This is a genomic window from Maritalea sp., assembly GCF_051251695.1.
Taxonomy (GTDB): domain Bacteria; phylum Pseudomonadota; class Alphaproteobacteria; order Rhizobiales; family Devosiaceae; genus Maritalea.
In genome coordinates this window covers 18,449-39,517 of the sequence record NZ_JBPOEU010000001.1, presented here as the reverse complement: position 1 = coordinate 39,517, position 21,069 = coordinate 18,449, and the positions used below count along the sequence as shown (strand labels likewise).

Below are 21,069 nucleotides of genomic sequence, written 5' to 3'. Positions count from 1 at the left end.
ACCTGTCGCATTGGGCGAGAGTTCAGAAACACAAATGTCACAACTTGACAGATTGGGCTGGCAGTCCTTTTTTGCGCAGCAGATCAGTGTGGACGATTGGGAAAATACGCCACCCGCTCGCGTGGTGGAAGTGCATCGTAGCGGGTTGCATGTCATCGGTGCCGATTTCGCCGGAATGATCCCCCCAAGACAAGACGCGACCGTTGGCGACTGGGTGCTGATCAATCATTCACATCTGCAATCCAGCAAGGTTTTGGACCGGAAAAGTGTCGTTAAGCGCCGCGCAGCAGGCGCTGAATATAGCGTGCAGCTAATCGCGGCAAACATCGACACGACCTTCATCGTATCGTCCTGCAATCAGGACTTTAATGTTGCTCGCCTGGAGCGATATATCGCGCTGGCGCTTGAAGCGGAAATCGCGCCGGTCATCGTGCTGACGAAAGTTGATCTTGTTTCTAACGCCGAGGAATTTGTTGAAAATGCCCGTGCGATTTCAAAAATAGTGCCAGTTGTCACCCTAAACGCCCGTACAGATGAGGCAATACATATGTTGGCGGAATGGTGCAAGCCGGGCAAAACGGTGGCGTTTTTAGGCTCGTCTGGCGTGGGTAAATCCACGCTGACCAATGCTTTAGCCGGAACCCAATCAATTGAAACCCAAGAGACCCGCGAGGGCGATGCCAAGGGCCGTCACACCACAACGACAAGGCAATTGCATTTCGTTCCTAGCGGCTGCGTGGTGCTGGACACGCCGGGTATGCGCGAATTGCAGCTAACCGATGTGGCTGGAGGCATTAGCGAATTATTTGCGGATATTGAAAGCCTGACAACCCAATGCCGCTTCAACGATTGTCGGCACGAAACAGAGCCAGGCTGCGCCATATTGAAGGCACTGGAAACCGAGGAAATCGATGCGGCTCGATTGGCCAGATGGCGCAAACTAACGGCGGAAGAGGCTTTTAATTCAGCAAGTCTTTCCGATCGCCGAAACAAAGACAAAGCTTTTGGCAAAATGGTCCGCAAAGTGACAAAGCAAAAAGCCAACCGGCGCAAGAAAAAAGACTAAAGGCACTTCAACTAGCCACCAAATGGCTAATGCATAAACCCTGTATATCTTACACTTGAAAATACTGACGGAATTATTACACCACATGACCCAGGGCGTTCAAATAACAGAACTAACTTGCAAAAAGGAAAGTGTGAAGGTTTGCGACAGCATTCTATCAGCGCTGCCCGACTGGTTTGGGCCATATGATGTCTATAAAGACTATTTAGATGATCTAGCGACCCGCCCGGTTTTTGTTGCTCAAACGGAGCGCGAAATCGTCGGTATAATGGTTCTGACCAAAACCACAGATGCGTCAATGGATATCCATCTTTTGGCAATTAGACCCGACGATCATGGAAAAGGAACCGGTCGTACTTTCGTAGAATTTGCAAAAGAATATGCGCGAAGTAATGGTTCAAATTACCTGACTGTCAAAACGCTCGGACCATCGCGTGAAAATGCAGCCTATGCAAAAACGCGTTCGTTTTACGCGACCGTCGGCTTTGAACCACTTGAGGAGTTTTTGGATTTCTGGGGTGAGGGTTTCCCAATGTTACTTCAATGCCAAAAAATCAGTCACTAATTGAGTGGCATCGTATGAATGCGCAGCGACTTGGCGCAAAAAAACCCGCTCTACCAAGGGCAAAGCGGGTTGAATTTTTTAAAAATTCTAAGAATTAGCTGGCTGCGTCGAACAGTTCAGCTACATATTCCCAGTTCACCAATGAATCGAAAAATGCTTCCATGTATTTAGGACGCGCATTGCGATAATCGATATAATATGAGTGTTCCCAAACGTCACAGCCAAGTAGTGGTGTTTGGCCGTGAATCAATGGGTTTTCGCCATTTGGTGTTTTGGTCACTTCAAGTTTGCCATTGTTCAACACAAGCCATGCCCAGCCTGAACCAAATTGGGTCGCGCCAGCATTTAGAAATGCTTCGCGGAATTCAGCAACTGAACCCAAATCAGCGTTGATTTTTGCTTCTAACTGACCCGGAATGGCGCCGCCGCCATTTGCCTTCATCCAATTCCAGAAGTGCAGGTGGTTATAATGCTGGGCCGCATTGTTGAAAAGGCCAGCATTTTTGCCGTGGCTTTCGCGCACTACGTCTTCCAAAGACTTGCCCTCAAGGCCTGAACCTTCAAGAAGCTTATTACCATTGGTTACATAGGCTTGATGGTGCTTGTCATGGTGAAACTCAAGAGTTTCAGCTGACATATAAGGTGCCAACGCATCATGTGCGTATGGTAGATCAGGAAGTTTAAAAGACATAGTTGCCTCCAAATTATTTTTGCTTATCGCGAATACGCCGCAGTTCAGAGACCTTTATAAAGCCTCTTCACCGCGACAACAATACTTGAGAAAGGAATTCCTTTTTAAATCCGAGCGATTTTGTAGTTTCCCGGGCTATTTCGTCGCTTCCAACGCGAAAACATAAGCCATAGCCACTTCTTTAATCCGTTCAAATCGCCCTGACATACCACCGTGTCCCGCACCCATATGGGTTTTTAGGATCAACGGGTTGTTGTCAGTCTTTGTGGCTCGCAATTTGGCGACCCATTTAGCTGGTTCCCAGTAGGTGACACGAGGATCCGTTAAACCAGCCATAACGAACAGGGACGGATAGTCTTTCGCCTCGACATTGTCGTAAGGAGAATAGGACGCAATGCGGTCATAATCTTCTTTTGATTCAATAGGGTTACCCCACTCCGGCCATTCCGGCGGGGTGAGGGGAAGCGTGTCATCCAGCATGGTGTTCAAGACGTCCACAAAAGGGACTTGTGCTATAATGCCACCAAACAATTCGGGCGCTTTATTGACAACCGCACCCATCAACATGCCACCGGCTGAACCACCCATCGCAGCGATTTTGCCGCTTGAAGTGTAACCCTTTTCGATCAGCATATTGGCCGAAGCGATGAAATCGTCAAACGTATTGGTTTTGTGCTCACGTTTACCATTGGTATACCACGCGTAACCTTTTTCCATGCCGCCGCGAACGTGCGCGATGGCATAAACCATGCCTCTATCAACTAGGGAGAGGTTGCTTTCGGAAAAGCCAGCAGGCATCGACATGCCGTAGGACCCATACCCATAAAGCAAGAGTGGTGCCGAACCGTCCAACGTCAAATCCGCACGATGAAGTATCGTGACGGGAACTTGCTCGCCATCATGTGACGTCGCAAAAAGGCGTCTTGTCACATAGTCGGCTGGATTATGCCCAGAAGGGATTTCTTGCGTTTTGAGCAAAGTGCGCTCTTTTGACTTCAAATCGCAATCAAACACTTGGGACGGCGTTGTGGGGGATGAGTAATAATAGCGGATTTCATTGCTATCAAACTCGTAACCACCTGCAACTGAAAGCGTATAGGCCTCTTCGTCAAAGCTGATTGCTTCTTCTTGTTCAGTGGAAAGGTCGCGAACAATAATTCTGGGCAATCCCTCGAACTGCTCTTTGCGCACCAAGTAGCCGTCTTTTAAAAAGTATCCCTGCAGCAAAATGCCAGGCCGGTGAGGGATCAAATCTTGCCAGTTTTCAACACCGGGCGAGTTGATGGATGTCGTGACCATCTTAAAATCGATTGCGCCATCAGCATTTGTCGAGATGTAGAGTGTGTCCCCTCGATCTTCGACGCTGTACTCACGGCCTTCTTGCCGTTTTGCAATCAGGATGGGGTCACTGTCAGCATTGTGCGCGTCGATATAATGCACTTCGCTGGTTTCGTGATCGTTGGCGTCGATCAGAATGAGATTGCCCGAACTCGTTTTATGCAATCCGATGAAAAAGCCGGGGTTCTTTTCTTCATAAACCAGTCGATCATTGGCTGTATCATCACCCAACTTATGCTGAAAAACCTTATGGGGGCGATGGTTGTCATCTTGGATCACATAGAAAAAGCTCTTGCTGTCTGCCGCCCAAGTCGCACCACCTGATGTGTTGATGATCTCGTCGGCGCGTTCTTTGCCGGTTTCTAGATCACGAACGAAAATGGTGAAATATTCCGAGCCCTTTCGATCACATGACCACGCAATATATTTATGATCAGGTGAATGCGCCGCGCCGCCAGAACGGAAATACCCGTCACCGGCTTCAACATTATTGTCGATCAGGATCGTTTCATCGCTACCATCTCTATTGGTGCGACAAATCTGATTATATTGTTGCCCCTCCAGCGTTCGGCTGAAATAGGCGAAGGGCCCATGCTTAAACGGAACCGAAGAATCGTCTTCTTTAATGCGTCCACGGATCTCGTTGTAAATCTTGTCTTTCAATTCTTCATGGTCGCCCATAAATGCGTTGAAATGGTCATTCTCCGCTTCAAGATAGGCCCGAATGTCCTGCTGCAACACAGACGGGTCATGCATTACCTGCTGCCAATTATCATCCCGCAGCCAATTGTACGGGTCGTTTCGTACAATGCCGTGGTTTTCAATGGAATGTGGACGTTTTTCGGCGATAGGTGGGGTGGATTTACCCATTGAACATTCTCCGCGCTATGACGCTTTACTGGCGAGGCTGGCGTTTTGGCGCCAACTCTTTACGATTTTTCAGCTCTATTGAACTCGACCTATATCATTACATATGGTCTGATTTGAAAAATTGAAGGAATCGAATTGCTTTTGTTCACACTAATCAACCTGCAAACAAACGCAATAAACAAGAACTGAGCGATTTTGGTGCCCACGGATCACATTCTAATTCGAACAGCGAGGCCGTCTGACGAAATGGAGATTGCGCTCGTTTGTCTGAAAACGGCAAATTCTGGCGAAGATGCGTCTGGTCTTTATTCTCGGCCTGAACTGCCTGGGCTGGTTTGGTCGACGCCATACCTCGTGCATTCGCCAGATAATTGTTTTGTTGTTGAGAGGGATGGCGAGGTCGTTGGGTACATCGTAACGACGCCGGATACTAGGGCATTTGAGGCGTGGCAGCGCGACTTCTGGTGGCCAGAAGTGTGCAAACGATTGTCGCATTTTGAAGTCAAAGCACCCAATGATCAGGACTTCTTGGATACGCTGGAGCGCGTTCAGGCTCCGGCGCCTAACTATGCAGATGACTTTCCCGCCCATCTCCATATCAATCTGTTGCCAGAAGCGCAGGGCGGCGGAAAGGGGCGTAAGCTTATTGAAACAGCAAGCGATAGGCTTCTTAAACTTGGGGCGACCAAGCTGCATTTGGGTGTTTCATTTACCAACCAAAAGGCCATCGGATTTTATCAAGCTATGGGCTTTGAAGAAGTCACGCGGGATGGCGCTTTGATCTTGGGCAAATCGCTATAAGCCCAATTGGATATTGTTTTTAAGTTTTGCACGGTTTTTGCCTGAAATTCAGGCGCGCACCCTTGTTGTTTCAAAGGCTGACAGGTCAAATGGCGTTAACTATGGGATGATTCGCGGAATTGAACGTATCGAGTATGCGTCCCGCACCAGATATTGTGGCCAGAGGCAATCAAGGGGCAATAATGACACCAACTCCATCGCCGGACTTCTCGATGCTGCTCGTCGCAATTGCGCCATTTCTTGCAGCATTCGTTGCACCAGCCGTGAAGCGGTTCGCACCAGACCATGTTGGTTGGATACTAGCCCTTGTTCCTGCGAGCATATTCTTGTTCCTCGCAAGTTTTATCGATTTGGTTGTGCATGTCGGACCCGTGCCATTTAGATTAACTTGGATTCCGTATCTGAATATTGATTTGAGCTTCTATCTCGATGGCTTGAGCCTTGTTTTTGGTTTGCTAATTTCCGGTATAGGAACACTCATAGTTATCTATTCCGGTGGTTATTTAAACGGTCATATTCACCACGGGCGCTTTTTCTCATTTATTTTGATGTTTATGGGATCGATGTTGGGTCTTGTGCTCGCGGACAATGTCATAACGCTTTTCGTCTTCTGGGAATTGACGTCGATTACTTCGTTCTTATTGATTGGATTTGATCACTCTCGACAAGCATCGCGTCGAGCAGCGATCCAAGCATTGGTAGTGACAGGTGGCGGTGGATTGGCCTTGTTGGCAGGATTGATTCTGCTTTCCTTTACAACTGGAACGCAAAATATCAGTCAAATGTTGGGAAGCGCACAGTTTTTGGGCGAACAACCTGCCTATTTGCTCATATTTATCCTCGTTTTGCTCGGCGCGGCAACAAAATCTGCGCAAGTGCCGTTCCACTTCTGGTTGCCGAATGCGATGGAAGCACCGACACCAGTTTCGGCCTATTTGCATTCCGCCACGATGGTTAAAGCCGGTATTTATTTGTTGGCGCGGATGAGCCCTGTTTTGGGGTGGAGCCCAACTTGGGGCATTACCCTGACGATACTTGGCGGCGTCACCTTGCTGGTCGGCTCCATTTTGGCGCTGCGCCAGACGGATATGAAGCAAATGCTCGCCTATACGACCCTTGGTTCTTTAGGCATGTTGGTGATGCTTATCGGCGCTGGTGGTAAAGAGGGCATTCTCGCGGCGATGCTGTTTTTGGTGGCTCACTCGTTCTACAAGGGCGGGCTGTTCATGGTGGTCGGGGCGATCGACCATGAAACGGGCACACGCGATATTACAGAAGTCTCCGGCATCTGGCGTGCTTTGCCAGTAACGTTTTTTGGCGCGGTACTTGCGGCGATCTCAATGGCAGGCTTACCAATTTCATTGGGCTTTTTCGCCAAAGAGGAAATGTATCTGTTCGCTAAAGTGCCCGAATGGCAGAATTATGCAATTATTGGCGTCGCGCTTTTGGGCAATGCCCTAATGATGGCTGCCGGCGCTGCGATTGCGATCAAGCCGTTCCTTGGGCCACGTTTGTCAACGCCCAAAAAGCCGCACGAAGCGCCTTTATCGATGCTTGTGGGACCAGCCATTTTGGCGGTTATGGGCATCGGCGCGGGTGTGCTGATCACCCAGTTTGGCGATTTCTTCATCGCCCCAGCTGCCGGTGCGGTGCTCAACGAAGAATTACATGTCCATCTAAAGTTGCATTACGACCCAATCCCGCTGGCTCTATCCATTGCGACTTGGCTTTTGGGCGCGTTGGTGTTTTGGAAACTCAACGAGGTGCGTAGCTTCCTTCGCCGTGTGGCGCAAGTTTGGACCTGGGGCCCAGATCAAGGGTTCGATCAGTTCATGTTTGGCCTTATTCGGTTTTCAGACGCGGTTACACGCTTCATCCATCACGGGCGGCTGGAACAATATTTGATTTTGATATTTGTCGCGCTTGCCGCAGCATTATTTATGCCCATGTTGCTGACAAACAGCCTACCGGCGATGCCACGGCACATCCCACATCTACATTTTTATGAATGGGGCATTTTGGCGATTGCGGCGCTTGGCTTACTTGCTGTTGTATTTGGCCGCACGCGTTTGGTCGCCATTGTTTCTCTTGGCATCCAGGGCTTTGCGGTGGCCCTGATTTTCCTTCTCCTTGGCGCACCGGATTTGGGCTTCACCCAATTCATGGTCGAGACATTGTCGGTGGTTATTCTGGCATTGGTTATGACCAAACTTCACCTTGATCAGCGGGACACGCGTATTTTTGAGGAAGTCATTCGTGATGGCGGATTGGCGTTGATTTGCGGTATTGGCCTCACAACATTGTTGCTTGCGGTGATGAACACGGACCTCGACCTTACGCTTACTAACTTCTTTATTGAAACCAGTGTGCCGATTGCCCACGGACGAAATATCGTCAACGTTATTTTGGTGGACTATCGTGCCGTCGATACGTTGGGCGAAATTGGGGTGGTTATGACGGCCGCAATTGCGATTTTGGCACTTATCCGCGTTCGAGTTGGTGGCCCACGTCGTGGTGTTGGCGTACCCAAAGCGAAATCCAAGCGGGTGGCTTCCAAGTCTTCTGCGTCTAAGTCTTCAGTGACCAAGTCGTCTACCGTTAAGCCCACGTCTCGTCCGCGCAAAGCGACACGAAAACCGGCAAGCGCGAGGAGTGCAACATGAATACAATCATTTTCCGCACAGTTGCTCCCTATTTGGCAGCCCTGATGATTATGTTTTCGATCTTCGTTCTTTTGCGCGGCCATAACGAGCCGGGCGGCGGCTTTATCGGTGGCTTGATCGCGGCTTCTGCAATTGCGATCTATGGCATTTCTGCAGGGGTTGAAGAAGTGCGCAAAGCGTTAGTCTTTCACCCTGTTACATTTGCTGGATTTGGCGTTTTCATGGCTACAATTAGTGGGTTTATGTCGCTATTTGTTGATGCGCCTTTTCTTAAAGGACTTTGGCTGTTCATTGAACTTGGTGATGGCTCGGAACTGGCGCTTTCAACACCGATGATGTTTGACATCGGCGTCTATTTTGTGGTGCTTGGCGCAATTTCAACCATCGCGTTGGCGTTGGAAGAAAATGAGGAGGGGCACTAATGGAAGTCGCACTCGCTGTCCTTATTGGGCTATTTTTTACAGTTGCCATTTACTTGTTTCTGTCACGGTCGCTGATCCGCATGCTTTTAGGCGTTGCGATTTTGGGCAACGGGGTGAACTTGCTGATTTTCACCGTTGGGCGCGTGACACGAGAGGTGCCGCCCATCGTGCCTGAGGGGCAATATGCGCCGCTAGAAAGCATTGCGAACCCGCTGCCACAAGCACTTATTCTTACAGCGATTGTTATTGGTTTCTCGTTGTTCGCTTTCTTGTTGGTGCTGACCTATCGAGCATATGAAGAACTAAACGCTGACAACACTGACACAATGCGTGTGGCGGAACCTGAAGACAGTCCACGACCACCTTTGAGCTATTAGGAGAGGTCTCACCAATATGGCGAGTTCCACAACAACACCAACTGATCTACCTGACGCAATGCTCGAAACGGCGACGCTTGTTTCTGACTGGGTGATCGTTTGGCCTGTCGCGTTGCCCCTTATCGGCGCAGCGATCCTTCTTATGTTTCGGAAGCGTACAGAATGGCAAGCGCCATTTTCGTTTGCCATATTGATAGCAGTTTTGCTGAGCAATTTTGCCCTTCTGCAAAAAGTCTACACCGGCGGTACGCTGTCGATGACGATGGGCAACTGGCTCCCGCCTTACGGGATCAGCTTCGCCGCCGATAGCCTTGGCGCGTTGTTCGCGCTGGTGGCCACAATTGTTATGTTGGTGGTGCTGTTTTTTGTCCAAAGCGAGATTGAAAACCGAGAAAATGTTCACGGCTATCACCCTCTCATGCTGTTGCTGCTTGCGGGTGTGTCGGGTGGGTTTCTAACCGGCGATTTGTTCAACCTATATGTTTGGTTTGAAGTGATGTTGATCGCTTCATTCGGGTTAATGGTGATCGGTGGACGCAAAATACAGCTGGATGGCGCTATCAAATATGGTTTCATCAACTTTTTGGCCACCACATTCTTTCTCATCGCAATTGCCTATCTTTACGGCCTCGTTGGCACACTCAATATGGCCGACATCATGCAAAAGGTGCCAAATGTCGAAAATGGCGCAATTGCGTCTGTCGCGGCGCTGTTCTTCTTAGCCTTCGCGATGAAAGCCGCAGCGTTTCCAGTGAATAGCTGGTTGCCCGCTTCCTATCACGCGCCTGATCCTGCGGTGTCTGCACTGTTTGCCGGACTTTTGACCAAAGTGGGTGTTTATGCGCTTTTGCGGGTGCATATGATGCTAATTCCAGAGTCACATGCCCAATTGCAAATCGTCATCATGATCGTCGCCGTCACGACTTTGGTGCTCGCCCCAATGGGGGCTCTCGCCCAAACAAATATTCGGCGCGCTCTTGGCTTTTTCGTGATTGGTGGCATCGGCGCAATGTTCGCAGGGTTAGCATTTGGCACACGGTCTGGTGTGTTTGGCACCAGCCTTTATGCCGTGCATTCAATGCTCACAATGACTGCACTTTATTTGGCAGTAGGGTTGATAGAACGCATTGGTGGCACGTCCGATATTCGCCATCTTGGTGGGATTTATCGGGCAAGTTCTCCACTTTCCATCATGTTTTTGATCTTGGTTTTTGCCGCCGCTGGACTGCCGCCATTTCTAGGGTTTTGGCCCAAGCTTGTATTGGTTCAATCCGGCATAGCGCTAACAGTGGGCGAAGGTCCACTAGCCGTTCATCAATGGTGGGTGGTCGGCGCAATCCTTATAAACTCGATCCTGACTTCTATTGCAGGGTCGCGAATTTGGGCGCATGTGTTCTGGCGCAATGGTCGCGAGGGTAAACAGTCTGAAGTGCCAAATGACAAGTTGAAACCACTTGATCAGCGCGGCTTTGTTTGGGGGTTATTGCCAACCGCAGCGCTTGTCGCAGGGATCGTTTTGATGGGGCTTTGGCCGTCATTATATATTGAAGCTGGCGCACGCTCGGCATTTGATGTCACTAACGCCGCCAGCTCTTATATCCAACCTGTGTTGGGGGGAGAGGGCAGATGACGTTTCTTGCTTTAGTGGTTCTACTCGGCATAACCTGGGCGGCCATAACAGGCACGTTTAGCTTGGGCAATTTGTTACTGGGCGGCGCAATTGGCATTTTGTCTTTGTGGGTTATCCGCATGCAAATCGCTCGCCCGGCTTTTTTGGGAAAAATCCCAAAAGTGATCAGCTTGGCACTGTTGTTTCTTTATGAGTTGGTTTTAAGCTCGGTCAAAGTTTTGATATTGGTCTTGTCACCAAACATGAAAAAATCGCTTGAGCCGGCCATCATAGCTTTTCCCCTCACAGTTAAGTCGGATTTGGAAATTACGTTGCTCGCCAACTTGATTACGCTAACGCCAGGCACGTTGAGCATAGATGTCGCTGAAGATCGATCGGTTCTTTATGTCCATGCCCTTTCTGCGCCAAATAAAAAAGCAATGATCAAAGATATAGCAACGGGCTTTGAGGCGAAAATCATCGAGGTGTTTCAAGCATGACTGGTCCAGAGTTTTTAGAATATTCCATAACTGTAGCACTTGGCATTTTAACAGTGGCTTTGCTGCTTGTTATAGTCAGAATTGTGCGCGGCCCAACATTACCAGACCGTATTCTCGCCCTTGATATGATGGTATCAGTGGGCATTGGGTATATTGCGGTTATTGCCATTAAAACCGGTTACACGCTGTACCTAGATATCGCAATTTCATTGGGCTTGGTCGGCTTTTTGGCGACAGTGGCGTTTGCAAGGTTTGTGTTGCAGCGTTGGCAGATTAGAGAAAATCAGACCGATGCGGAGGCAACAAAATAATGTTAGACATTCTCTCCTATGTTGCTGGGCTTCTTTTGGTCGTTGGCGCTATCTTTAGCCTTGCAGCAGCAATTGGCATTTTGCGTCTTCCTGACCTTTATACGCGCATGCACGCCGCATCAAAAACTGGCACGCTCGGTTCTGGGCTGGCGTTTCTTGCAATAGCCGTCATCGCAATGGATGGATCTGTTGCATTGCGTGCGTTGGCTGGATTTCTGTTTTTTCTACTCACAGCACCCGTCTCAGCTCATTTGTTGGCGAAAGCTGCTTACGCGGCCGGTTATAGACCTTCAGAAATAACCCGCGTTAATGACATGGAAAAAGACAAGTAGTCACAGGTTTTCTATATAATACTCGGTAAATACTTTATTTTTCGATTTGCGCTTGATCGCGCGATGCTTTGAGCATAGTAGAGCAATAAAACAAGTTAAATAGTTCTTGTTGTTTATTTAATTCGAACAAATGGTCGTGAAACGTGGAACAAACTCCCGAAAGCAAAGTAAATTCGAGTAATGATGTTATCGACATGTGTACTGAAATTGTTTGTGCATATGTTAGTAATAATGCCGTAGGGCAAAGCGATTTGCCAAAGCTTATTATGGATGTTCATGAAACACTGCACGGTTTGTCATCAAAAGAGGCAGTTCCTGCCCAGGAAGTACGTAAGCCTGCGGTATCGGTCAAAAAGTCGATTACGCCTGATTACATAATTTGTTTGGAAGATGGCAAAAAATTCAAATCGCTCAAACGACACTTGCGAACTCATTACGACTTGTCTCCTGCTGAATATCGCGAAAAATGGGGTCTGCCTGTCGATTACCCAATGGTTGCGCCAAACTATGCTGCCGCACGGTCACGCCTCGCAAGAGAAATGGGCTTGGGCCGCAAATCGGCGAGCTAGCGAACAAGTTTCTTAGGAAGATTTTCAGTATGGGTCGCTTAGCGGCCCATTTTTCGTTCTACTTTGGGTTGTGGAGAATGTTGATTTCTCTAAGAAACCTAAAGCTTTATTCAAATTTTGATAAAATCCACCACCCCTATTTATCCCCGCCTCACTAAAAACACGTTATAGGAATATATACCTATTACGAAAGTGTTTATAATGATGCATGTTTTAAGTTCAAATACTAAATCAAATTCTGGATATTCCGTCTTGCCGATGTCAGACCGGCTCGAACACAGCAATTACAAAAATATTGATATGATCATTGGTCTGGTTGCCGCAGTGAACGGGGTTTCGGCGCATGACATTCGCTGTACTTCTCGTTCTCGCGCGCATATTGCCTTTTGTCGGCAAGTTGCAATGTATTTGGCACATGTGGCGCTGGGATACTCACTGACAAAAACAGGCGTTTTGTTTCGTCGCGACCGGACCACGGTTTCCCATGCCTGCGCTCGAATAGAGGACTTGCGCGACAATAGAGAGTTCGATGCCGTTTTGACATCTTTCGAGCAGATTTTGAAATTTGCCATCACTCAGCAACCTAATTGTAAAAAGAGCTCTGCCCAATGAGAGATATGCGCAGACAGATGAAATTCGTCCGTATGCTCTTTGGCCAAACGATGCAATTGAGCGACGAAAATCTTGTTACACTGATCAGTGGCAAAATTCGTTGTTCATTGCCTAATGCCGATTGCATTTCGTTACTTAGGCAAGGTGTTTTGTCTCAAAAGGAGGGTCAGTTTTCCCCTACAAAGGAAGCGCGTTCATGGCTAAAGCGCCAGCAATTATTGTTGATCGGAGAAAAGACCGCCAGTGTAATGAATGTCGACAATCAACCTGTTCAAAGTGAAAACTGTACGATTTTAAGATTGTCAAAGGGCAGTAATGGGGAAGCCGCATTTTTGTCCCCTCATCACATTCTGGCAGCGAACCGGGTCTCGTCCCTCGTTGAGAGGAGCCAGCTACGTCCAAGTGTTACGCAAAATCTATCAGAGCTTTCTCAAACCAAGCGGAACTCGCAAGGTAACGACAATGACATATCTGATATGGCGATTGATTGTCGGACACGTCTTGCAGATATAACCGGCCGATTACCCAAGGATTGCGCCGGTGTGGTCATCGATATTTGTGGATTTGACAAAGGGTTACAGCAGGTGGAGTTCGAGCGCCGTTGGCCAAGAAGAAGCGCCAAATTGATCCTACGGATGGGGTTAGAACAGGTCGCAGAGCTATTGCAATTGCAAGTGACCGCAACCGGCAACCAAATAAACAACTGGCGCTGAAGTTCTCTCAAAAATGCTGTGCGCGCCTGATATCACTAAGCGGCGCGCGCACGCGCTTCCGCATAAACGCGGTCAATCATCGCCCGAAGACCGTTAGCCCGCTGTGACGTTAGGTGTTCGTTTAGCCCAATCTCCTGAAATACCTCTTGAGCGGGCGTGTCGAGCACCTCTTTTGGCGTTTTGTTCGAAAACAATGCAACAACAATGGCCACGAGCCCTTTAACGATCATAGCATCGCTATCGCCTCGGAAATTCAACTTTTGTTGTTCGGCCTCGTCGACCACCAGCCAAACTTGGGAAACACATCCTTCAACTCTGCTGGCTGCCGATTTTTCGTGTTCTGGCAACGTTGGAAGCTCGTTTCCAAGATCGATGACAAATTTATATCTGTCTTCCCAATCGTCTAAGAATTCCAAGCTTTCCTTGATTTCATCGAAGTCCATGACTCACCCCATCAAAATTTGTCTCTTATTAGTATATGTTTGAGAATTTCGCCATGAAGAAAAAGAGCCGCAACACCGGGGAAGTGTTGTGGCTCGAGTAGAAACCGCATTTGGAGTAGCATCGGGGAAGTGATGCGGCCTCTTGTTGGTTCAGTTTGCCCAGTCTGGGCGAAGAGGAGGTGTTGGACCACCTTCCTCAATTTTATTGTTTAGTGTCGGCACGCTTAACTGGTTTGATGTCAATGCACTCACCGCAGCAACAGTTTTAATCGTGGTGCAAGTAGCATCGTTACAATCCAGCTGCAGCGCTTGCTCGATGGCAATGTTTTTCCCGCTTTGTAAGGTTGAATTGGCTATAGCGACAGCCGTGTTGGGGTCCAACACAAATGGCTTAATCACCATGAAGCCTACCGCTAACCAAAATGTACAACGAACTAAAAACATTTTCCCCGACCAAAAATTTCCGTTGAGGCCAAATTACACATCAGATGTAAATCCTGCGTGCGACAAAAAGCTAAAATTTTATCTATCTGCCAATTTTCCATCAATTGAAGATGAAATGAACATGAAAAGAATTTGTTTACCACGCCGGAAAAAACCAATGCAGATTTGAGCCTCATATGGGCCTATTTAATGTCGTCTTAGCTTCTTGCGTGAGAGTTTGGGCTATCAGTTAATTTGCATCGAGTGGCAATTTGTAATGCGTAACCTCTTGGCTGCACTGTTTGTTTGGCTCAAGCCTTCCAACCGCAGTAAACTTGGCGATAATCTCAATCAGGTGAGAACCAGTGCGGTGGAATTTAACACGCGCGCCAGCATGGTGATTGCAATCGCTGCGCTGCCCTTAACCCTTTATCTTTTTGCATCAGGTCAACCGAAGTTGGCTATGGTGGTTGCCGGTGCGACTTTTCTATATTCGATTTCGATGATGATTGCCCGCAAGGTTGGGCCAGAGGCATCGATTTTTGTTCAGGCTGTTGCTTTATGCTTGGCAGGGCCGTTTGTTACATTTTTAGATCCGAATACCATTTATGCAGGTGTCGCGATCGTCATATCCGCCACAATCTATGGGTATGCCCTTGGTCATTCAAAAACATATGGCGCAGGCGTTGTTTTGGCACTTAGCGCTTTGGCTGCACAGTTTGCAATCTTGGCGAGCGGTCAGCGCTTGCAGGTCGAAACAGGCATTGTTTCAACTCAGATGTTGGCTTTGCTGGTTATCATCTGTGCCTACGTGCTGTTGATCGTTTCATTTATTGAACTAAAACGTGCAATTTCGGCCCATGATCAGGGACGAGTTCGCGCGTTTAAGCATTTAGTCGAGAGCGTTCGCGATGCAGTCGCTCGATATGCGCCTGACGGTCAATTGATCTATCTCTCCCATACTTCGGAAACCCTTTTTGGTTGCCGCCGATATGAATTGGCTGGCAGTGGACTTTTACAACGTGTCCACGTTCTGGATCGCCCAAAGTATATGAGTGCTATCGCCGACGTCGGGTATAAGCACGAAGCAAAAACGATTGATGTCCGCATCCGCTGCGATCGAGAAGAAAAGTCTGAATTCGTTTGGGTGGAAGTTGCCCTATCGGCTGTTCATGAGCGCAAGAATGATGAGGGTCGTTCTGAGGTGATCGCTATTATGCGTGATATCACCGTGCGAAAATCACAAGAATCTGACTTGGAAGACGCAAAGAAACAGGCTGAAACGGCCAATGATGCTAAATCTCGGTTCTTGGCGACCATTGGGCATGAACTAAGAACGCCGCTAAATGCTGTTGTTGGATTTTCAGACATGATGATCAACAATATCGGTGGGGAACTATCGGATGACCATTTGGAATATGCTGAGCTAATCAAGCAGTCGGGCACTCATTTGCTCGATACAGTTACGATGTTGTTGGATATGTCCAAACTCGAAGCAGGTAAGTTTGAGATTCAAACAGAGCAGTTTTCTCCAGAAACGTTGGTTGGGCCATGTTTTGCGATTGTGAAAAATGCTGCAGACAAAAAGAACATCAAACTGGAAGCCAAGTTAGGCAAATATTTGCCAAAAATATTGGCAGATGAACGCGCCTGTCGCCAGATTTTCATCAATCTTTTGACAAACGCCATAAAATTCAGTCCGCAGGATGCAACCATTTGCTTGGACATGCGGGTGATCGGTAAGAAAATATCTATGCGGGTAATAGATGAGGGTATTGGTATTGCTCAGTCCGACATTGATCGTTTGGGCGAACCATTTTTCCAGGCACAAAATGGCCTTAATAGACAATATGAGGGTACTGGCCTTGGGCTGTCTATTGTGCGGGGGCTAACAGAGTTACACGATGGTGATGTAAGTATCCGATCCACATTGGGCAAAGGCACTGAAATCACAATCGATCTGCCAATTGATGGACCAGGACCTGAGCAACAAACTGGGGTTCTTGAAGAGTTAAGTGATCGGCAGTTTGCTGCAGAAGAACGCAAACAGCGCCAAAATTTGCACACAAAAGCAGGCTAATTGGGAGATGAATTACCATGGCAAACTATGCCAACATTGATCAGGGGCCGCAGCTACGTATGCCAGGTCTAAAATTTGAAACTTTCGCACCCATGTTTAAGGCTATGGCAAAGTCGCCGGCCAATACTGTTTTTGCTGCGGCAATGTGCATATCCCTTGGCTGGGCAGCATCCAATGCGCTTTTCCTTCAAACCGATGGGCATCCGGCCCCATTGTTTGCGGGAGAGACCAGTGTGCAAACGGCCAACGTGCAAGTTACGCAGCCGGTGGAGGAGTTTACGCCGCCGCCAAGCCGTCCAACGCTCGAATCGACAAACACATCAGCACAACCCAATGCAACGCGATCTGATTTTGGACCGGTTACTGGCAATCCAGATGCTTTTCTTGTGCAGTCAAAACTGTTTGATCTTGGCTATTTTCAAGAAAAAGTAGACGGCTATTACGGACCCAAAACGGCGACAGCAATCCGCGAATTTGAAGTGAACAATGGACTGGAAGCAACTGGCGCCATCAACGACGCATTAATTGCTATTCTATCGACCGGCACAATTGCCAAACCGCAAACTGAGTCGCAAACGATGCCGACCCAAGTTGGCAGTGGAGACCCATTGTTGCAGATCGCGCAGAAAACAAACCCAAATGGGACCAATCAACCTGCTCTGACCACAGATATGGTGGTTCGAATTCAAAAAGGGCTTCATGCCTTGGGATATGATGTGGGCAAGATCGATGGCATTTTGGGAGAATCTACCTCCACAGCAATTCGCAAATTCGAATCCTTCAATAATTATGATCAAACAGGCGAAGTAAGCCCGGAATTGATCACGTTGCTCAAAGCGGCCAACCCGGACTTTTAACCCCATGTCGAAATTGCGCGCAGACATTTGGGTGTCCGCCTTTGTGCGACGACACAATAATGTTGGCAATTTTTGTGTTGTGTCCCGACGCGGGGATGTGGATGCGGGGCAGATTTGGATTGAAGTTGATCATCTGAACGGCAAAGTTTCGCTTTTTTCACCCGCGCCAACCAACCCGGACGTTTCAGACCGAGAGTTTATGCGCCGCATAGAGGCGGGCACGCCAACAGACGTGCGCGAACGCATTGAAAAAGAAGCGGACTTTGATCCAGATTTTTGGGTTATTTCAATTGAAACCAGAGATGACGAACTGGGCCTAGCAATATCGGATTTGAGTTAGGAAGCTTTGTTGCCGCGAAGCTTTTGCACGGCTTCCATTGCCCGTTCGACCGAATCCGATGCTTTGTCCGCTGCCCGATCAAGTTCAGGCGTACGCTTGCTGTATGGCGCAAGAGGCTTGTGCGAAATTGGAGCAGAATTTGCTTCCCGCGCCAACGCAGTCATTTCAACATCACCACGCCAAACCGACATGGCAAACACCATGGCTTCAGGCTCAATTTGCTTAAATAAACGCGTATATTGCGCCAACGCGCCGGAGTTGTTTTGGTCGTGGGCTGTTGCGTGAATGAGCACTTTTAGTCCATCATATTCATTACAACCAAATGCGCGTAAAACAACGAATAATGCAGCACCACTTGCGTCATGTGCAATTTCACCGCAGCGAACTTCATCCAAACCTGTAATTTGCACCAGTAGCCGTGTGACTTCTGGGCGTCGATTCTTCGACAACAATTTCATCATGGCTTGTGTAAATTCAGCCGTTGCAACGGAGATATGCTCGTATGTCCGATGCATATTTGTGCGCGGAATTTTGCGGCCTTGGAATGACTTTAGAACTTCAAGTCGCTCAGTTTCGGAAAGGTCAAAAAATGCAGCCAACAGATATGCTTTATCAAAGTCTTCCCGCGCGGCAAGCGAATGAGCCACTTGCTGGTCCATACCAGCCGCTTTGCTGATCGCACGCAGATAAGGCCCAGAGAAATGGATCGACCGATTTTCTGCCAGCGAGCGGTAAACTTTGCGGCTGTTCACCGGGAAGATCTGACTGACAAGTTTTTTCGATAGACCGCTCCGTTTGGCAATCAACGCGACTTTTTCAACATTACCTTCTTCAACGATGCTGGAAAGCATTTCTTCTGAAATAGATTCGTTGGTTTCTAAAAAGAAACCCAACTCGTCACCAATATGGTCAACCACAAGTTTTTCCAAGACCGAGGAAAGGTGAGGCGAGCGCGCAAGCTTGGATGCTGCGCGTTGGCGTGCAGAAGGGGTCGCTGTTGGGAATAGGCGCAGGGCGAGGGCTTCAAACTGCATACGTTCGTTCGGCAATGGCTTTGGACGACGCGAATAGGCGTCGCATGCCGCGATAAGCAGAGTGTTTGCTCTGTCGACGCCGCCAGTTTCAATTAGCAGCTGAAACGTCTCGTAGGGTTGAAAGCCGATCATAATCGCCCAAAATCACTAAATTGGTTCAAAACAAATCAATTAACTTACTAATTCCATCAATTCGTTAGCAGACTGTTAACCTTGACGATTTCTTAATGGGTTTGTCCCCGGTTTTTCAATCGGGAAATAGAGTCAGTGAGTTTTTGTGAACAAGAAAGTCAACTAAACACAGTTTTGTGAGGTCTCCCATGGGGAAGATCCTATCATTTTTGAAAAAGAGCAAACCGTGCAAGGACAGGGATACTGTCGGTAGGAACGGCGACGTTATAATATTTCCTGGAGTACGGTATGAAAGACAAATTCACGATGAACGTTTGCGATCAAAGCACGACAAAGGTCGGAACAAGCATCGTTGATTTACTAAAGGCAATCAGTCTGGTTGGACTGGTTGTGTCTTTGGCTGCGTGCGCGCGCCCTGTAGGCGACTTTGGTCGCGTTCAGTCAGATGTGTTGCATGACGAAGTTTTGCCGCGTGCTGGTGCGCTTATCGCTCACCAAAATAAAGAACCGGTATCCCTGTTCAATTTAACAAACGAAGAAAAAGAGATGCGCGACCGCGTCTGGCGGTTTTTGGTGGCGAACCACGCGCGCGATTGGATGTTTGATTCTGCAATTGAAATGCAGCGCACCCGAATTGGCAAACCTGTTGACCTGAATTTTCGCACTGACAGATATTATCGCCATTTACGCCTAGACGAATATGCATCTTCGCGTGGTCGCTATATGCGCTTGGCTGAGGACGCGAATGACGACATTCAGACTATTCCCGGTGCCTTTGCCAGCATTTGCAAAGTGATGGAAATTGAGCGCCGCCGCCAAGTTGCTCTCAAAGGACTTTATGCGAAAAACCGCGAAGTTAAAAAACAGGTGTTGGCTCGCGAGTATGAAAACAAGAACGTAATCAATTGGTTCGCGCGCGCTGTGGACTATCGATATAAATCCTACGACGTTGCGCTCAATCGCTTGTTGGTGGAAACGCCGCACGAAGAAGCGCACACCGCAAATGAGTATTTAAACCGTTTCGCGGTGTTGGTTGGACGTGCCAAAAACGGTGAGTTCTGTGATCCGTTTTCCGATGAAAGCTACAATCACGATAAAAAGTTCCCATTGCTAGATTCGCGCTATGCCACGCAAATGGAAAAACCGACTGACGACGTGTATCTAAAATAACCAATAGGCCGGCGGCCAATCAAAGGCCGCCCGCCTATTTAGAGAGTGCTGCAAGTCAAATCTGCAAGGTTTTCTCGATAGGCTTTCGCCAATGCGCGGTGGGCGGGTAAAACTCTGATAATTGCAACATATTCGTCAGCTGGAAGCTTGATGATCAGCAATGTCGGGTCCAATTCAAACTCGGCATTGGTCAATCGTCTTGACTGTGATGGATTGAAGGTCGCGATGTTGAAGTCGCGATCGTTGCTGGTTCGACTGGTCGTCGAATATGGCACACTTCCGTCCTTGGCGATCAAAGAAGCCGTCCAGAACGCTGAGGGTAATCTACCTGAAATCGATACAGGTCCATCTGAAAGATCAATTTGACACGCTGCATAAACAAATGCCGGGTCTAGGTTAAGCCGGGACCAGGCGCTGTCCCCCGTGGCTTTGATGACCATCATTTGGTTTTTTGTACCCAATCGATCAATCGTGGTCCATGCATTGTGCATTGATTGGCCGGGTAGGATTAAAATGAACGCCAGGTGGAAAATGCCACCCAGCACCAATCCTGCAAAAATGTGGGTGAAAAACTTGCTCACAGGCAACTCACCTTGCGAACAGATGGCAAACGAGCGACTTCATTTCCAACCACCAAAAATGCGTTGGTATCGTAAAACGTCATGATGAAGGCAAATTCTTTGTCCGACAGTATGGGCAGCCAGTTTCCGGGTTGAACATTTTGCGACACGTTGATGTTGAAGGTGCCATCCGAATTATAAACGATCTCTGAACTGACCAAATAGTGCGGATCAATAACTTGCCCACCAATTTGCGCATGTTGAATGCGCAACGTCCAAACCGATGCATTGGGGGTTGTGCCTGCAATCTGGTAGCTGCAATTTGCACTAAGGGAAATGTCATCATCGTCCGTGTCTGCGGTGAACACAACGCCTTCAGCGCGGCCCATTTGCAAATTTCCAGACCGCGCGAGACTGGCTTTCAAGTAAGGATCGATGTCAGCTGCACCTGAATTTGGCCATCCATACCATGACCCGTATTTTTGGGCAGAAAGCTGACGTCCATCCTCAAGCATAAAATAGGCAGAGCCAAATCCAACGCTAAGGGCAACAGCCAAAGTCAGGCACAAATAGATGAACTTTGCGAACACG

24 protein-coding genes are annotated in these 21,069 nt (G+C 48.3%); 17 read left to right on the top strand and 7 right to left on the bottom strand.

Translation table 11 applies throughout. The annotated features are described in order from the left end of the window. Window positions 1-34 precede the first annotated feature (34 nt). Together rsgA and ACSHWX_RS00220 are read left to right on the top strand one after the other, a co-directional pair. Complete coding sequence (rsgA, locus tag ACSHWX_RS00225; RefSeq protein WP_435666154.1) at window positions 35-1,066, top strand: ribosome small subunit-dependent GTPase A; 1,032 nt, start codon at window positions 35-37, stop codon at window positions 1,064-1,066. Between the two features lie 85 nt (window positions 1,067-1,151). Further along, window positions 1,152-1,631 (top strand): GNAT family N-acetyltransferase, encoded by a 480-nt coding sequence (locus tag ACSHWX_RS00220; RefSeq protein ID WP_435666153.1) that lies wholly within the window; start codon window positions 1,152-1,154, stop codon window positions 1,629-1,631. A gap of 94 nt (window positions 1,632-1,725) precedes the next feature. On the opposite strand, the gene ACSHWX_RS00215 is transcribed toward ACSHWX_RS00220, so the two are convergent. Both ACSHWX_RS00215 and ACSHWX_RS00210 read right to left on the bottom strand, forming a co-directional pair. After that, window positions 1,726-2,322, bottom strand: coding sequence for a superoxide dismutase (locus ACSHWX_RS00215; RefSeq protein WP_435666152.1), 597 nt, complete (start codon window positions 2,320-2,322; stop codon window positions 1,726-1,728). 135 nt (window positions 2,323-2,457) lie between these two features. After that, window positions 2,458-4,530 carry a S9 family peptidase gene (locus ACSHWX_RS00210; RefSeq protein WP_435666151.1) on the bottom strand — a complete coding sequence of 691 codons (2,073 nt, stop codon included), beginning with the start codon at window positions 4,528-4,530 and terminating at the stop codon, window positions 2,458-2,460. A gap of 198 nt (window positions 4,531-4,728) precedes the next feature. Between ACSHWX_RS00210 and ACSHWX_RS00205 the strand changes: the two genes are divergently transcribed. The 11 genes from ACSHWX_RS00205 (at window position 4,729) to ACSHWX_RS00155 (ending at window position 13,439) form a co-directional block, all read left to right on the top strand. Then, on the top strand, window positions 4,729-5,331 hold the full coding sequence (locus ACSHWX_RS00205) for a GNAT family N-acetyltransferase (protein WP_435666150.1): 603 nt from the start codon (window positions 4,729-4,731) through the stop codon (window positions 5,329-5,331). Between the two features lie 182 nt (window positions 5,332-5,513). Further along, window positions 5,514-7,994 carry a putative monovalent cation/H+ antiporter subunit A gene (locus ACSHWX_RS00200; protein WP_435666149.1) on the top strand — a complete coding sequence of 827 codons (2,481 nt, stop codon included), beginning with the start codon at window positions 5,514-5,516 and terminating at the stop codon, window positions 7,992-7,994. Continuing rightward, complete coding sequence (locus ACSHWX_RS00195; RefSeq protein ID WP_435666148.1) at window positions 7,991-8,416, top strand: Na+/H+ antiporter subunit B; 426 nt, start codon at window positions 7,991-7,993, stop codon at window positions 8,414-8,416. The genes ACSHWX_RS00200 and ACSHWX_RS00195 overlap by 4 nt, the downstream gene beginning before the upstream one ends. Next, a complete protein-coding gene (locus ACSHWX_RS00190; RefSeq protein ID WP_435666147.1) occupies window positions 8,416-8,793 on the top strand; it encodes a Na+/H+ antiporter subunit C in 378 nt (125 codons plus the stop codon). Before ACSHWX_RS00195 ends, ACSHWX_RS00190 begins: the two co-directional genes overlap by 1 nt. Before the next feature lie 16 nt (window positions 8,794-8,809). Further along, window positions 8,810-10,423 carry a proton-conducting transporter transmembrane domain-containing protein gene (locus ACSHWX_RS00185; RefSeq protein WP_435666146.1) on the top strand — a complete coding sequence of 538 codons (1,614 nt, stop codon included), beginning with the start codon at window positions 8,810-8,812 and terminating at the stop codon, window positions 10,421-10,423. Beyond that, a complete protein-coding gene (locus ACSHWX_RS00180) occupies window positions 10,420-10,902 on the top strand; it encodes a Na+/H+ antiporter subunit E (RefSeq protein ID WP_435666145.1) in 483 nt (160 codons plus the stop codon). Before ACSHWX_RS00185 ends, ACSHWX_RS00180 begins: the two co-directional genes overlap by 4 nt. Further along, window positions 10,899-11,213 carry a cation:proton antiporter gene (locus ACSHWX_RS00175; RefSeq protein ID WP_435666144.1) on the top strand — a complete coding sequence of 105 codons (315 nt, stop codon included), beginning with the start codon at window positions 10,899-10,901 and terminating at the stop codon, window positions 11,211-11,213. Before ACSHWX_RS00180 ends, ACSHWX_RS00175 begins: the two co-directional genes overlap by 4 nt. Further along, window positions 11,210-11,545, top strand: a complete 336-nt coding sequence (gene mnhG, locus ACSHWX_RS00170) for a monovalent cation/H(+) antiporter subunit G (RefSeq protein ID WP_435666301.1) — start codon at window positions 11,210-11,212, stop codon at window positions 11,543-11,545. Before ACSHWX_RS00175 ends, mnhG begins: the two co-directional genes overlap by 4 nt. 194 nt (window positions 11,546-11,739) lie before the next feature. After that, window positions 11,740-12,114, top strand: coding sequence for a MucR family transcriptional regulator (locus ACSHWX_RS00165; RefSeq protein WP_435666143.1), 375 nt, complete (start codon window positions 11,740-11,742; stop codon window positions 12,112-12,114). A gap of 201 nt (window positions 12,115-12,315) precedes the next feature. Next, window positions 12,316-12,726 carry a helix-turn-helix domain-containing protein gene (locus ACSHWX_RS00160; protein ID WP_435666142.1) on the top strand — a complete coding sequence of 137 codons (411 nt, stop codon included), beginning with the start codon at window positions 12,316-12,318 and terminating at the stop codon, window positions 12,724-12,726. A 17-nt stretch (window positions 12,727-12,743) separates the two neighbouring features. Further along, entirely contained in the window at window positions 12,744-13,439 is a 696-nt protein-coding gene (locus ACSHWX_RS00155; protein ID WP_435666141.1) for a DUF6456 domain-containing protein, read from the top strand. A 35-nt stretch (window positions 13,440-13,474) separates the two neighbouring features. Here the strand turns inward: ACSHWX_RS00155 and ACSHWX_RS00150 are convergent, their stop codons facing one another. Next, complete coding sequence (locus tag ACSHWX_RS00150; RefSeq protein WP_435666140.1) at window positions 13,475-13,882, bottom strand: SufE family protein; 408 nt, start codon at window positions 13,880-13,882, stop codon at window positions 13,475-13,477. Window positions 13,883-14,032: 150 nt separating this feature from the next. Continuing rightward, window positions 14,033-14,326 carry a hypothetical protein gene (locus ACSHWX_RS00145; protein ID WP_435666139.1) on the bottom strand — a complete coding sequence of 98 codons (294 nt, stop codon included), beginning with the start codon at window positions 14,324-14,326 and terminating at the stop codon, window positions 14,033-14,035. A 256-nt stretch (window positions 14,327-14,582) separates the two neighbouring features. Here ACSHWX_RS00145 and ACSHWX_RS00140 point away from each other — a divergent pair, with 256 nt between their 5' ends. From ACSHWX_RS00140 to ACSHWX_RS00130, 3 genes are read left to right on the top strand one after another with little or no spacing between them, the layout of a single operon-like run. Next, window positions 14,583-16,385: an ATP-binding protein gene (locus tag ACSHWX_RS00140; protein ID WP_435666138.1), complete on the top strand. Its 1,803-nt coding sequence runs from the start codon at window positions 14,583-14,585 to the stop codon at window positions 16,383-16,385. 17 nt (window positions 16,386-16,402) lie between these two features. Continuing rightward, window positions 16,403-17,242, top strand: a complete 840-nt coding sequence (locus ACSHWX_RS00135; protein WP_435666137.1) for a peptidoglycan-binding domain-containing protein — start codon at window positions 16,403-16,405, stop codon at window positions 17,240-17,242. A 4-nt stretch (window positions 17,243-17,246) separates the two neighbouring features. Then, entirely contained in the window at window positions 17,247-17,582 is a 336-nt protein-coding gene (locus tag ACSHWX_RS00130; protein WP_435666136.1) for a DUF1491 family protein, read from the top strand. On the opposite strand, the gene ACSHWX_RS00125 is transcribed toward ACSHWX_RS00130, so the two are convergent. Continuing rightward, complete coding sequence (locus ACSHWX_RS00125) at window positions 17,579-18,748, bottom strand: DUF2336 domain-containing protein (RefSeq protein WP_435666135.1); 1,170 nt, start codon at window positions 18,746-18,748, stop codon at window positions 17,579-17,581. The two genes, ACSHWX_RS00130 and ACSHWX_RS00125, sit on opposite strands and share 4 nt — an antisense overlap. Window positions 18,749-19,036: 288 nt before the next feature. Here ACSHWX_RS00125 and ACSHWX_RS00120 point away from each other — a divergent pair, with 288 nt between their 5' ends. Continuing rightward, window positions 19,037-19,918 carry a hypothetical protein gene (locus ACSHWX_RS00120; RefSeq protein ID WP_435666134.1) on the top strand — a complete coding sequence of 294 codons (882 nt, stop codon included), beginning with the start codon at window positions 19,037-19,039 and terminating at the stop codon, window positions 19,916-19,918. Between the two features lie 38 nt (window positions 19,919-19,956). On the opposite strand, the gene ACSHWX_RS00115 is transcribed toward ACSHWX_RS00120, so the two are convergent. Continuing rightward, the gene (locus ACSHWX_RS00115; RefSeq protein WP_435666133.1) at window positions 19,957-20,499 is read right to left on the bottom strand and encodes a DUF1254 domain-containing protein; all 543 of its coding nucleotides are present in this window, start codon (window positions 20,497-20,499) and stop codon (window positions 19,957-19,959) included. Beyond that, the gene (locus tag ACSHWX_RS00110) at window positions 20,496-21,068 is read right to left on the bottom strand and encodes a DUF1214 domain-containing protein (RefSeq protein WP_435666132.1); all 573 of its coding nucleotides are present in this window, start codon (window positions 21,066-21,068) and stop codon (window positions 20,496-20,498) included. The genes ACSHWX_RS00115 and ACSHWX_RS00110 overlap by 4 nt, the downstream gene beginning before the upstream one ends. Between the last annotated feature and the right edge of the window lies 1 nt (window position 21,069).